At 41.7% G+C, this 13322-nt stretch carries 13 protein-coding genes and 1 pseudogene; 12 read left to right on the top strand and 2 right to left on the bottom strand.

Features of this window, described 5'->3' with window-relative positions:
* Nucleotides 1–19 precede the first annotated feature (19 nt).
* Together LZG71_RS01735 and LZG71_RS01730 are read right to left on the bottom strand one after the other, a co-directional pair.
* Complete coding sequence (locus LZG71_RS01735; RefSeq protein WP_233816361.1) at nucleotides 20–1534, bottom strand: PQQ-dependent sugar dehydrogenase; 1515 nt, start codon at nucleotides 1532–1534, stop codon at nucleotides 20–22.
* 103 nt (nucleotides 1535–1637) lie between these two features.
* Nucleotides 1638–2699 (bottom strand): helix-turn-helix domain-containing protein, encoded by a 1062-nt coding sequence (locus LZG71_RS01730; protein WP_233816360.1) that lies wholly within the window; start codon nucleotides 2697–2699, stop codon nucleotides 1638–1640.
* A gap of 333 nt (nucleotides 2700–3032) precedes the next feature.
* Here LZG71_RS01730 and LZG71_RS01725 point away from each other — a divergent pair, with 333 nt between their 5' ends.
* From LZG71_RS01725 to LZG71_RS01670, 12 genes and pseudogenes are all read left to right on the top strand, one after another.
* A complete protein-coding gene (locus LZG71_RS01725; protein WP_233816359.1) occupies nucleotides 3033–3371 on the top strand; it encodes a PadR family transcriptional regulator in 339 nt (112 codons plus the stop codon).
* Nucleotides 3368–5974 carry an ABC transporter permease gene (locus LZG71_RS01720; protein WP_233816358.1) on the top strand — a complete coding sequence of 869 codons (2607 nt, stop codon included), beginning with the start codon at nucleotides 3368–3370 and terminating at the stop codon, nucleotides 5972–5974. The genes LZG71_RS01725 and LZG71_RS01720 overlap by 4 nt, the downstream gene beginning before the upstream one ends.
* Before the next feature lie 230 nt (nucleotides 5975–6204).
* Nucleotides 6205–7044: an SDR family NAD(P)-dependent oxidoreductase gene (locus LZG71_RS01715; protein WP_233816357.1), complete on the top strand. Its 840-nt coding sequence runs from the start codon at nucleotides 6205–6207 to the stop codon at nucleotides 7042–7044.
* 56 nt (nucleotides 7045–7100) lie between these two features.
* Nucleotides 7101–7355, top strand: a complete 255-nt coding sequence (locus LZG71_RS01710) for an Atu4866 domain-containing protein (protein WP_233816356.1) — start codon at nucleotides 7101–7103, stop codon at nucleotides 7353–7355.
* A gap of 18 nt (nucleotides 7356–7373) precedes the next feature.
* A complete protein-coding gene (locus LZG71_RS01705) occupies nucleotides 7374–8288 on the top strand; it encodes an AraC family transcriptional regulator (RefSeq protein WP_233816355.1) in 915 nt (304 codons plus the stop codon).
* A 103-nt stretch (nucleotides 8289–8391) separates the two neighbouring features.
* Nucleotides 8392–9126, top strand: a complete 735-nt coding sequence (locus LZG71_RS01700) for an SDR family NAD(P)-dependent oxidoreductase (RefSeq protein ID WP_233816354.1) — start codon at nucleotides 8392–8394, stop codon at nucleotides 9124–9126.
* A gap of 30 nt (nucleotides 9127–9156) precedes the next feature.
* Entirely contained in the window at nucleotides 9157–10077 is a 921-nt protein-coding gene (locus tag LZG71_RS01695; RefSeq protein ID WP_233816352.1) for an AraC family transcriptional regulator, read from the top strand.
* Nucleotides 10078–10176: 99 nt separating this feature from the next.
* On the top strand, nucleotides 10177–10968 hold the full coding sequence (locus tag LZG71_RS01690; RefSeq protein WP_233816351.1) for an SDR family oxidoreductase: 792 nt from the start codon (nucleotides 10177–10179) through the stop codon (nucleotides 10966–10968).
* Nucleotides 10965–11408 carry a DUF2147 domain-containing protein gene (locus LZG71_RS01685; protein WP_233816350.1) on the top strand — a complete coding sequence of 148 codons (444 nt, stop codon included), beginning with the start codon at nucleotides 10965–10967 and terminating at the stop codon, nucleotides 11406–11408. Before LZG71_RS01690 ends, LZG71_RS01685 begins: the two co-directional genes overlap by 4 nt.
* Before the next feature lie 20 nt (nucleotides 11409–11428).
* Entirely contained in the window at nucleotides 11429–11773 is a 345-nt protein-coding gene (locus tag LZG71_RS01680) for a hypothetical protein (RefSeq protein ID WP_233816349.1), read from the top strand.
* Nucleotides 11774–11801: 28 nt separating this feature from the next.
* Nucleotides 11802–12210: pseudogene (locus LZG71_RS01675) on the top strand (GxxExxY protein).
* A gap of 89 nt (nucleotides 12211–12299) precedes the next feature.
* Complete coding sequence (locus LZG71_RS01670) at nucleotides 12300–13199, top strand: AraC family transcriptional regulator (RefSeq protein ID WP_233816348.1); 900 nt, start codon at nucleotides 12300–12302, stop codon at nucleotides 13197–13199.
* The last annotated feature ends 123 nt before the right edge of the window (nucleotides 13200–13322 follow it).

Genomic DNA, 13322 nt, shown 5'->3' with positions numbered 1-13322 from the left:
CTGAACCATTTAATCTCGCTCATAAGGCCACATTTTTCAGCCTTATCAGTTTTCCATTCATCTCGTCAGAAAGTATATAGAGCTTGCCCATTGGACTTTGCGCAACTTTGCGTATTCTCAGTCGGTCATCTGCAAAAAGCTCTTCGGCACTTTTTATGGTTTCGCCGTCAACAACCATCCGCCAAAGACTGCCCCTGGAAAGTCCTCCGACGATAAGGTTTCCTTTCCAGGCCGCGAACTCATTACCTGAATAAAAGTGTAAACCAGTAGGTGCTACTGTGTGTAACCAGGACCAAACCGGATCTGTATAAACATTTTCTGTAATGGGTTTTGGCGCAAATTCAGCAAAACGATATTTACCTGTGGTTTTCATTGGCCAGCCATAATTCGCCTTCTCATTTAAGATATTGATTTCATCTCCCTGATGTGTCCCATGTTCGGAAAACCAGATTTTATTTGTTGTGGTGTTGAGCGTTAAGCCCTGTGCCGCTCTGATACCCATGGCATACAAACCGCGGGCTGCCTTATCTCCAAAATTCGGGTTGTCTTCCGGGATCGATCCATCGGAATTGATGCGATAGATTTTCCCTCTTTTATCCTCAATATTTTGAGCAATCGGGAGTGAAGGTTCATTCTTTTCACTAAACAGTCGTTCTCCGATCGTAAAGTAGAGTTTTCCGTCGCTTCCGAATACCATTCCTCCGCCATAATGATGACGGTCAAATGAGTACGGCTCGGCAACAAAAAGAACCTTAATCTGCTGTAAGGAATCATTCTGGAGTCTGGCTCTTATGATTTTCGTCGTTTTTCCTTTCGCGTTTTGCATAGCGTACGACAGATAAATAAAGTTGTTATTCTTGAAATCGGGGTCAAGTACTACTTCGAATTTGCCCGAATTGTCGCCCGGATGGTAAAATGCAATGCTATCCGCGACATCCGTCGGAAAACCTTTAATGATTATTTTTTCCTTTTTTGCTAAGTTGAATTTGACCAGATCACCCTCCTTTTCTGAAATTAAAACTTCATCTTCTGACATAAAAGCAATGCTCCAGGGACGTTTTAACCCATCCAGAATCGTTTCCTTTTCAGCTTTAATGGCATTCACATCAAACGTTTTATGCGTTTTCCGCGTAGACACCTTGTCAGCGATAAACCAACCGTCATTGGTTTTCATCAAGTTGAAATAGTCAGTAAACAGATCCTTTTCAGTGCTGATTTCCACTTTGGCACTACCCATGTTGTCCGTAATATCAACGGACACTATTCTTGTGGTCAGATTTGCCGGTCTCTTGTGTGGTTTGAACAAATTCAGATACTGTCTTTTTGAAAAAAGAGTGAATTTCCCATCCCGATAGTTTTTTAAATGGCAGGATTCGTGCATTGCCTTACCTAGTTTGACGGTATCTCCGGTCGCCCAACCGTCAAAGTATGCTTGAATGGTATTTTCTATCAATTGCCTTTCAGTGGGAGCATCCTGAGAAAACGTCGGGAAATGGGTAATAAGAAGACTTAACAATAAGATGACTCTTTTCATTTAAAGTATTTTTTGAGTTTGAAAAATGAAAAATTTTCGTTTTCCAAAAGTCAGTTATACTTTAATCATGCAGGTTCAGTAACCGGAATTCAGTAGTACGGAATTATAAATCAGGAGTAACAGACTGCCTGTAAGTGCTGGGAGTCAATTCTTTAATTTTCTTGAAAGCGGCAAAGAAAGTCGACTTGGAATTAAATCCAACTTCTTCTCCAATAGCATCCACCGTTAAGATGTTGTCATCGGATAACATTTTACAGGCTTCATTTATCCGATATTCATTGACGAAAAGAGTGAAATTTTTACCAACATTATCGTTCAGTATCTGTGATAACTGATGTCCCGAAACATTGATTTCTTTGGCAAGGTCATTCAGTTTCAGATTAGGATTTTTGAAAAGCTCTCGCTCTGTCATGGCTCTCTCCAACCGTGATATTACCATTTGGGAGTCTTCCGGATTTAATTTTTTGTCTGCATACTTCTGAGAGGAAAGAGAAGACAAATCGTCTGTTTTCCTGCGATAAAGCAATGTGAATACAACCAGATAAAGGATTAGTGAGAAGTACAATGCGCCGGAGATATAACTCCCTTTGGTGATATTCAGAATTGCCCAAACATACGATATAAAAAGTAGCAGTACCCCTCCACAAATGGTCAGAACCCATTTTTCGAAGGGTTTTACACTTTTCCGTTGCGCTAATTTTTTAAGAATTGGTATTAATAGTAACACAGAAAATGCAATGTATATACCCCATTGCAGGTAAATAAGGGGAACAATATATTCCCCCCAAAGTGAAGGAAAGTTTTTATATGGGTAAACGATCCCAACCAAAATGATAATCAACAACAAAGAAAAGATCTGTACCACCCAGGATTTTGGCATTTTCCTTACCTGCTGTACTTCGGATTTTACAAAGAAATATAAAAAGGGACCGATTAGAAAACAGGCTGTTAATCCGGCTTGCAGATATGTTTTGGATAAATTGTAATCAAAGAAGTATGCAACGGATTTGCCTATTCTGATACTTATCACCAATAATAGTGCACCCAACAGATAATTGGACAAATACTTTTTGGTAGTAAAAAAGAGGAGATAAATACCTAAAACCAGGCCGTTGAATGCGCCTAACAGGCTAAGAAAGAATAATATTTTATGGCTAAGGCTCATGCTGTAACTTTTACCAGTCAAATATACTGAGTTGTTATCATCTTAGATAGCCTCTATGTATCTTATGTGAAATCAGAGGCATAAAACTTAAAGTGCTGGTGCACGTACTGCCCGTTGTAAAGCACTATAATGTTCTTAGCTGAACGGTTTTATAACAACACTGTCCGGGTCAGGTTTTTTTATTTGGATGTTCAATATCGAACACTTCACGTCCTTTTGTGAACATTGTCTTTTTGTGAGAAATAGGCCCCAAATGCACCACAAGACATTTTTGGCAACTTTAAATTATTGGCACGTATTTGTACTATAAAATATAAACTAATCATTTAAAGTATGCGCCGAACATACCTGGGTGAATTTGAGGAGCTGGTTTTACTCATGATCGCCATTCTTGACGGGGAAGCTTATGGAGTTACAGTGAGTCAGGAGATTGAAGAACATACAGGGCGGATCGTCACTTTTGGAGCCATCCACAATACTTTAATCCGCCTCGAAGAAAAAGGGTTTGTAAAGTCCGAACTGGGCGGCGCCACGGCAGAACGCGGAGGAAGACGTAAAAGGCTATTCAAGGTTACTGCATTGGGAAGTCGTGCACTGACAGACATTCAGGAATTGCGCAACAAACTTTGGAAAGTAATGCCTGAAAACGCCTTAAATATCAGTGAATTATGAATGCTCCTACCCCTCCACGCTGGGCGCAACTACTCCTCCACTGCTTTCATCCCAAAAATACTTTGGAGGAAGTGGAAGGCGACCTGGATGAGTTGTATGTTTATTGGTACCAGAGAGCTGGTAAATTTCATGCGATTCTGCGATACATTATCAGTGTAATTTCGATCCTTCCACCGTTTGTTCGAAAACGGCACGTGAATGAAACCTATGATCAACCATTTATCCTGAATCTCGATATGTTCAAAAACTATGTCAAAATTGCCTGGCGGAATATTGTGCGTCAAAAAGCATATTCACTGCTCAACATTTCCGGCTTGTCGGTTGGAATGGCATGTAGCATTTTGATCCTGCTTTGGGTTCAAAATGAGTTAAGCTACGATCGTTTTAATGCGGACGCCGATCGGCTTTTCCGGATGACTTGTGACGCCGGTGGTTTTAAAGCTGCCGTTACACCGGTTGGTATGGCGCATGGTTTACAGCAACAAATGCCGCAGATTGAAGCCAGCGTGCGAATTAGCAAGCAGGCAGTGAGTCTGTTTGAAGCAGGGGAGAAGAAGTTCGAAGAGAAGAATGTTTTTTTTGCAGATTCTAACTTCTTGCAGGTGTTTTCCTACCCTCTTTTGAAAGGCGATGTGACCACCGCCCTGAAAAACCCAAACGCGTTACTGATCACCCAAGCAATTGCAGAAAAGTATTTTGGCAAGGAGGATGCAATTGGAAAAATTATACGGAGAAATAACAATGAAAATTTCACAGTTGCAGGCGTTCTCGCTAATGCACCTTCCAATTCCCATTTGCAGTTTGATTTTCTGATTCCACTGTCCAATCTAGCCCGCACGGATCGGGATCTGATTACCGATACATGGGGAAATTTTAATTTTTACACCTATTTCAAACTGGCAAAAAATGTTGATGTTTCGGATGCTGGCCTCACCAAAATGACCAAACGTATTGGTGAAATTTACAAGGCTCACGGGCAGATCATGAAAGTAGACTTCGTTTTACAGCCATTAACTGCAATCCATTTGCATTCAGATTTGCAGATTGATCTGCCGGGACATGGCAATATTCAATATGTCAATATATTCTTTGTGGTTGCCATATTCATTCTTGTTGTTGCTTGCATCAATTTCATGAACCTGGCAACAGCCCGCTCAGAACGCCGGGCAAAAGAAGTCGGTTTGCGCAAAGTTGTTGGTGCAGGACGTTATCAGCTGATATTTCAGTTTTTGGGCGAATCTCTGGTGTTTTCTTTTATCTCACTGTTCATCGCCATTTTGATGGTCGTTGTGCTCCTGCCGGTTTTTAAAATGCTGACTGAGAAGGAACTGGCCATTCACGTGCTTGACAATAAACTGTGGATGAGCCTCATTGGCATTGCAGTTTTGACTGGCCTGATATCTGGCAGTTATCCCGCATTATTTCTGTCGGGCTTCGCACCCGTGAAAGTGTTGAAAGGAAAACTAAGAGTTGCAGGAGCAAATCTTGTGTTTAGAAACGGCTTGGTCGTAGCACAATTTGTAGTTGCTATTGTTCTGCTTGTAGGCACTGCAGTTGTGTACAAACAATTGAATTTCATCAAGAGCACAAACCTGGGTTTCGATAAATCGAATTTGCTATACGTACACATGACCGGCGAAATGTGGGGTAAACAACAAGCTTTGAAACAATCGCTGACTCAAAATCCTCTGACAGAAAATTTTTCAATCATTTCTGACCTGCCAACAACCCTGACAACCGGAACCGTAGATCTCGAATGGGCTGGACAAACGAAGCGCAATGAGGTGATTGTTCCGTCCATTGATGTTGACGAAAATTTCACAAGCGTATTTAAAACCCATCTGCTGGCAGGACGTAGCTTTTCCCGATCTTTTTCCAGCGACAGCTCCAATTTTGTCATCAATGAAAAGGCAATGCAAACAATGGGAATGAATCTTCAAAATGCAGTTGGCCAGAATATAACCTTCGGCGAACAAAAGGGTATGATCGTGGGAGTGGTTAAAGATTTTCATTTCAAATCCTTACAGTACGCAGTTGAGCCACTTATATTGAGACTCAACAAATGGGGCGGAAAGGTGATCGTTCGCACACAAGCTGGTAAAAACGAAGCTACAATAGCTGCGTTAGAAAAAATCAACCAGGAGCTCAATTCCGTATATCCCTTGTCTTACGGCTTTCTGGATAAGGATCTTGATAACCTTTATCGCAGTGAAGAACAGATGGGAAATATATTTAATCTGTTTGCAGGTCTGGCCATTTTTATCTCGTGCCTCGGTCTATACGGATTGTCTGCGTTTATGGCAGAACAGCGTAAAAAAGAGATTGGCGTACGCAAGGTTCTGGGAGCTACTGTGACGGGCGTTGTAGCTTTGCTTTCACAGGATTTTCTCAAATTAATATTGATCGCGATCGCACTCGCTTCCCCTATTTCCTGGTATGCAATGAACCGGTGGCTTTCCGACTTTGCCTACCAAACCAGCATCGACTGGTGGGTATTCGTCCTGGCCGGAATGCTGGCAGCTTCCATTGCATTGCTAACTGTGAGTTTTCAAAGCATAAAAGCCGCATTGATGAATCCGGTTAAGAGCTTGGGGGCAGAATAAATAGGCATGCACAATAGCTTTGGTTTGCAATGGGCTTTCTATTATTTGATTTAAAACCTATTACCGGCAGTTAAATTTCTGGATTTCTGATCGTAAAACACATGTAAAAGTTTAAATAATAGCTTTAAAATCCCTTCCCCACGATTCAACTACAACAAGCCACGATTGAGCTACATATCCCAAAGTAGGTCTTCACAACTTTGTTCCATCAAAAAATTAAACAAAAAATCATGGAAACAAAGAAGGTTTGGCTTGTAACAGGAGCCTCGAAAGGTTTGGGATTGACGTTGGTTAAAAAGTTGCTTGAAAACGGTTATCGTGTTGCAGCTACATCACGAAATGCGCATTCTTTGGTTGAAGCTATTGGCGTTGCATCAGGTTCGTTTTTACCATTGGAAGTTTCGCTTACTGACGATGATGCGGTAAAAGCGGCCATTGACAAAATTGTTATGCATTTTGGAAAAATTGATGTGGTTGTAAACAATGCAGGCTATGGCCAGCTTGGTACATTGGAAGAGCTCTCAGATGCTGAAACGAAGGAAAATTTTGATGTAAATGTATTTGCTCCGCTCAATGTGGTCAGACATGCGATGCCTTATTTGAGAAGTCAGAAATCAGGAAACATCTTTAACATTGCATCGGTTGGAGGAATTTTCGGAAGTTTTGCGGGTTGGGGTGTATATTGTGCCACTAAATTTGCCATGGCAGGTTTCACCGAGGCGCTGGCCGAAGAAGCAAAGGAGTTTGGAATTCACGCTACGGTGGTATATCCGGGCTATTTCCGAACCGATTTCCTAACCGCTGGTTCGTTAAAAACACCGAAGTCTGCCATTCAGGAATATGCCGCGGCCAGACAATCGGAACAAGCGCATTTGAACGACATCAACGGAAACCAGCCCAATGATCCCGAAAAGGCAGCGGACGTGTTGATCGCTATAAGCGAAGAAGAAAATCCACCTGTTCATTTGTTGCTGGGTAGCGACGCATATGATATGCTCCAAAACAAAATTGAACTCATTACAAAAGATGCTGAACAATGGAAAGAGTACACGGTTTCAACTGGCTATTGATTCAATTAATCTTAATCATGTTAATCAGTTGTAAATCGGCAAACAATCCAGTAACAATGACCAAAACGATTGAAGAAACCCGGGAATACATTGGGATGTGGGTAACGAAAGATGGCTACATTCGTCATGAATTATTGCCTGGCAACAGATATGATGAAGCCCGTGGAACGCGCAAGAATGCCTATCAGGGCAGTTATAAGATATCCGGGAATCACATTGATTACAAAGACGACACCGGATTCACGGCTGACGGTGATTTCAGAGAAGGTGTGTTATATCACGCAGGAATGATTTTATACAAAGAAAAATAACGACGAAAAATAACAGCGATGGCAGATACATTTCGCTTTAACTCATTGACCGAGTTTCATACCTTTTGCGGTTTGCCCAAGCCGGAGCATCCGCTCATAAGCCTGATCGATTACAGCAAGGTCAATTACCCGGTAAACGACCATGAAATGAAATGGGTACAGCATTTTTACTCCATTGGGTTGAAGCGAAATGTGAACGCCAGGTTCAACTACGGCCAACAGCAATATGATTTTGACTCAGGGATTTTATGTTTTGTATCTCCGCTTCAATTTCTGAAAATAGAAATGAATCCAACGGCAATTGCTGAGCCCACGGGCTGGTTGTTATTGATCCACCCCGATTTCTTGTGGAATACGGACCTGGCGAAGAAAGTTAAATCATACGAATTCTTTCAATATTCTGCCAATGAGGCACTTTTCCTGTCTGATAAAGAGGAGAAGATCATCGTCGATATTCTTCAAAACATTGAACAGGAATACCAATCCAATATCGATAAATTCAGCCAGGAGCTCATTATCGCTCAAATTGAGAGACTGCTCATTTATTCTGACCGCTTTTATGCACGGCAGTTTATCACCCGAAAGAAATCAAACCATGATTTACTCACCCGTTTCGAGCAGATTCTCAACCAATATTTTGAAAGTGGCAAAGCGCTGGAAAACGGGATCCCGTCGGTGAAGGATCTTGCAACGGAATTGAATATTTCTCCCAATTATCTCGGAACACTCCTTCGGTTGTACACGCAGCAGAATACCCAGCAGCACATTCAAAGTAAACTTATAGAGATCGCGAAAGAGCGGTTGACCACCACGGAATTGTCGGTAAGCGAAATTGCCTATGACCTGGGTTTTGAGCATCCGCAGTCTTTCAGTAAACTGTTTAAGACCAGAACGAATCAAAGTCCGCTTGAATTTCGGGCAGCGTTTAACTGATCTTGAAGTATTCTCAATTTGCGTACACAATGCCTCGTTTCGGCTACATCCGATACCACAGGTATCCTGAAATTTGTATCAACAAATCATTAAAAAAATTGAGATGAAAAAGGTACTTATAACAGGAGCAAACAGAAGCATTGGTTTTGAAGCAGCAAAGCAGTTGTTACAAAAAGGATATTATGTGTTTTTAGGAAGCAGAAGCTTGGCTAACGGGCAAAAGGCCGTGGACAAACTAAAAGCAGAAGGTTTTACGAACGCGGAAGCTATAGAACTGGATGTAACCAACGCTGTATCGGTGCAAAATGCCCGTACAACAATTGGCAGCAAAACCGATGTTCTGGATGTGCTCATCAACAATGCAGGTATAAGCGGAGGTTTTCCTCAGTCGTACAGTACCGATGTCAGCGTTTACAAAGAGGTTTACGATACCAACTTTTTTGGCGTGGTACAGGTAACGCAGTTGTTTATGGATTTACTGCGAGCCTCACCGCAGCCGCGCATTGTGAACGTAACTTCGGGGCTAGGATCGTTGACTTTGCATAATGACTCTTCCTGGAAATACTACAATGTAATGGCGCCGATCTACAATTCCTCCAAAGCGGCCCTGAACATGTACACCATCATGCTGGCAAAAGAGCTTAGCGACACGGCTTTTAAAGTCAATGTAGTTGATCCGGGTTTCACAGCTACCGACTTCAACCACCACACCGGAACGGGAACTGTGGAAGATGCCGCGGCGAGGTTGGTAAAATGCGCGGTTCTTTCAGAAGACGGACCGACAGGAACATATTTTAGCGATGACAATAATCCTGAAACGGGTATTAGCCTCTGGTAGCCAGGACTTTAAAATGACTAACTTTGTAAGATGAAAAAAGTAGAAAATAACATTCGAAAATTCACTTCATTGTCGGATATGCACCGGATGTTTGGGTTGAACAAGCCCTTACATCCGTTGATCAGTTTTTCGGATATCTCCAATATTCATATTGATTTTGAGACATTGCCGCCTTTAATCGCTACCGATTTTTACAAAATCTCCTACAAACTATTTGCCTGCGGAACACCGCGTTACGGTCAGAGTGTGTATGATTTTAGTGAAGGCGGTTTGGCATTTACCGCTCCGCATCAGGTGCTGGAATCACCCGGGGCTGATCATGAATTAAATTCGGGATATTTGCTGCTCATTCATCCGGATTTTTTTCTCGGATTTCCGCTTGCCAAAAAAATAAAGCAGTTCGGGTTCTTCTCCTACGATACAAACGAAGCACTGCATTTATCAGATACCGAAAAAGAAACTATTTTCTCGGTTTTTAAAATGATAGATGAGGAGTTGAAGAAAAACATTGATGGTTTTAGCCAGGATGTGATCATATCTCAGATTGAGCTGCTGCTTAGTTACAGCAACCGTTTTTACAACCGCCAGTTTATAACCAGAAAAGCAGCCGGGAACCGCTTGCTGCAACAGCTGGATGAGATTTTGGAGCAGTGTTTTGATCAAACAAAATCTGCTGAAAAGGGTGTTCCTACTGTACAATATCTTTCGGAGCAACTGCACATTTCACCGGGTTACCTAAGCGATATGTTGCGCGCTTTGATCGGGCAAAATGCGCAGCAATACATTCATCAGAAGCTCATCGAAAAAGCGAAGGAAAAACTATCTGCGTCCGAGTTGTCTGTGAGCGAAATTGCCTATGAATTGGGCTTTGAGCATTCACAGTCTTTCAGCAAACTTTTTAAATCAAAAACAAATCAAAGTCCGCTGGAATTTCGGGCATCTTTCAACTGATGGTTAGATAATAATTCCTTTCAGCTACAAGTTTGCGACTTTTGGCTACAACCATTTTCTGACTGCTGATGAACTTTGCATCAACAAAATATCAGAACAATGGACTTAAAAAACAGCACAATCCTCATTACAGGCGGAACCAGTGGCATTGGCCTCGAACTTGTAAAACAACTGACCGAACAAGGCGCAAAAATCATCGTTACAGGACGCAACCTTGAAGCTCTGAACGAAACCAAGAGGAAGTTTCCACACGTTCACGGCTTTCAGAGTGACGTGAGCAATCCGAAAGACATCGAACAACTCTACAAAGATGTTACCCAACAATTCCCGGATCTGAATATCATCATCAACAACGCCGGACTCATGCGACTGATCGATTTGCAGGATACTTCTCTGGATCTTGAAAATATCAACCGGGAGATTTCAACCAACCTGTCCGGTACAATCCAGATGGTGCATCAGTTTTTGCCGCATTTGCTGACCAAAAAATCAGCTGCCATAGTCAATGTTTCGTCAGGTATTGCCTTTATGAGTTATTCTCCCGCACCCATTTACAGTGCTACCAAAGCAGGCGTTCGTGCCTACACGCAGGCGTTGCGTTTACAGCTTGAAGACACCAGTGTGAAAGTGTTCGAAATGATTCCTCCCGGGGTAAAAACAAATTTGCAAAACGATTGGGAAAAGCAACCGAACGAAGCGATGATGATGACTGCCGACAAAATGGTAAAAGTGGTGATAGAAGGGATGTTGAAGGACAAAAAAGAGCTCAAACCATTTATGATCAGCGTAATAAAATTTGCGACCAAAATAATCCCCAACGTGCTCCTGAATTTTGGCCACAGGGAATTTAAAGAAATCAAACAGCTTCAAAATAAAAATGGAACGAGATGAAAACGCTATTTTTTGCATCTTTGATGTTGTTGATATCCATTACAAGCTTTGCACAACAACCTGCCGATGGCATCATTGGGATTTGGCAAAGTGACGGTTCCGAGGTGGGGCTCAAATTTGAGATTTACAAATCCGGCGACAAGTATTTCGGAACGCTGCTTTGGGCTTCCAATATGTTTGAAGCCGACGGAAGAACACCGAAGAAGGATTTTAAAAATCCTGATAAAAATTTGCAGGGCAGATCGAGAAAAAACATCGTCAACATTACCAACTTAAAATATGAGGATGGCGGGTATGTTGGTGGAAAGCTTTACAATCCCAGTGAAGGAGACACTTACAGTTTGAAAGCCAAACTGACAAATGCAAACGAATTGGATTTTCGGGGCTACATGGGCATTTCCCTGTTGGGTAAAACAATGAAATTTAAAAGAGTTAATTAATCCGTAAAAAAAGTACACAAATGAAAATCATCAGCATCGTTCTATTATTAGCGTCTGCGTTTCTCAGCATCAAACACGGCTGGGTTGCATTTCAACCTGCCACTGCCGAACAAGCCAAAATGATGGCAAACCTGGGCATCACCAAAACCATAATGCCGTATTTCGGCGCCTTTTCGATCATCATTGGTTTGATGTTATTCTTTCCGCAAACATTTTTTATCTCCAACCTACTGAATGCGGTCACCATTGTTTTGATTATGGCTATGTCCTTACGTGCAGGGGACTACAAAACCGCATTGATCGAAATTCCGTTTTTAGCCATGCCGCTGATTATGATTTGGTTGAAGTATCCGTTGAAGTCTTAACTATGATTTTTTTGATTAACTGATTTTTATGATAAATGAAAATTATAAATATTCCGAGCTCACTTCCAAAATTATTGGATGTGCGATGACAGTTCACAAAACATTGGGTAACGGTTTTCAGCCGGGCCGGTGCGGAAGTGATTTATCAAAGAGCACTAGCCATTGAATTGAGCTTGGTTGGTATAAGTTTCCAGCGGGAATTTGAGATGCCAATATTTTATCGGGGAGAACATATCGGCACCCGAAGAGTAGATTTTCTAATTGATGGAATGATATCGGTTGAATTAAAAGCCACTACAAAACAGGAAGACGTGCATCTGGCACAAGCCATTAACTACCTGGAAGCTTACAATTTGGAAATAGGACTCCTAATTAATTTTGGCGAAGCAAGCCTAAATTTTAAAAGACTAGCGAATAAAAAGTATAAGCCTGTGTAAAGCCATTCGCGACAGGCAGGAAAAGAAGATATGCAGATGCTAAAAATCATTACAATCAAATAAATCAAAATAATCATAGTTCAGACATTATGACACCCTACCGCATAAAATCAATTTCTGATGTTCACCGGCTCGCGGGACTTGAAAGACCGCATCATCCGTTGATCAGCATTGTGGATGTTTCGAAGTTTAGCAATGATTCGGATGTCAATGCCGTTATTTTCGACTTTTACGCTGTGTCGCTCAAGAGAGGTTGCAACAACTTGCTTTACGGTCAGCAGAAATACGATTTTGACGAAGGCCTCATGGCATTTATGTCGCCGGGACAAATTTTGCGTGGCGAGGAAGGTGGGTTGCCGCCCAAGCTGGAAGGCTGGATGATGTTTATTCACCCCGACTTTTTGTGGAATACACCACTTGCCAGAAAGATTAAACAATACGAATATTTTGGTTACGCTGCCAACGAAGCATTATTTCTCTCTGACAAAGAAGAAACAATGATGAATGGCATCATTGAAAATATCAGAAATGAATACAAGGCCAACATAGATAAATTCAGTCAGGACGTGATCATTGCGCAATTGGAGCTTTTGTTTACCTATGCACAACGCTTTTACGAGCGGCAATTTATCACCCGCAAAATTACCAATCACAAGATTCTGGAAAGGCTGGAAAACGTGTTGGACGAATATTTCAAAAATGGGGATTTACTTTCCAAAGGACTTCCAACGGTACAGTTTGTTGCTGATTCATTGAATATTTCCATCAAATATTTAAGCAGCCTGTTGAAGCAGTTGACAGGCTTAACCACACAACAGCATATTCACGAAAAGCTTATTGAAAAAGCAAAAGAAAGACTATCAACCTCCGAGCTGTCTGTGAGCGAAATCGCTTACGAATTGGGTTTTGAACACTCACAGTCATTCAGTAAATTGTTTAAGTCAAAGACCAGTCAAAGTCCTTTGGAGTTCCGGGCTGCGTTTAATTGAACTCATTCCTGATTTTATTGCTAAATAGCATTCCAACTTGGGTTTAAGTATCAGCAACATATCATCCGCCGGTTTAAACAGCTACGAATTTTCGTTTACCCTCGCCAATCAACGCATGGAACT

It is taken from the genome of Dyadobacter sp. CY312, assembly GCF_021390535.1.
GTDB lineage: Bacteria > Bacteroidota > Bacteroidia > Cytophagales > Spirosomataceae > Dyadobacter.
This window is presented reverse-complemented; position numbering and strand designations above follow the sequence as displayed.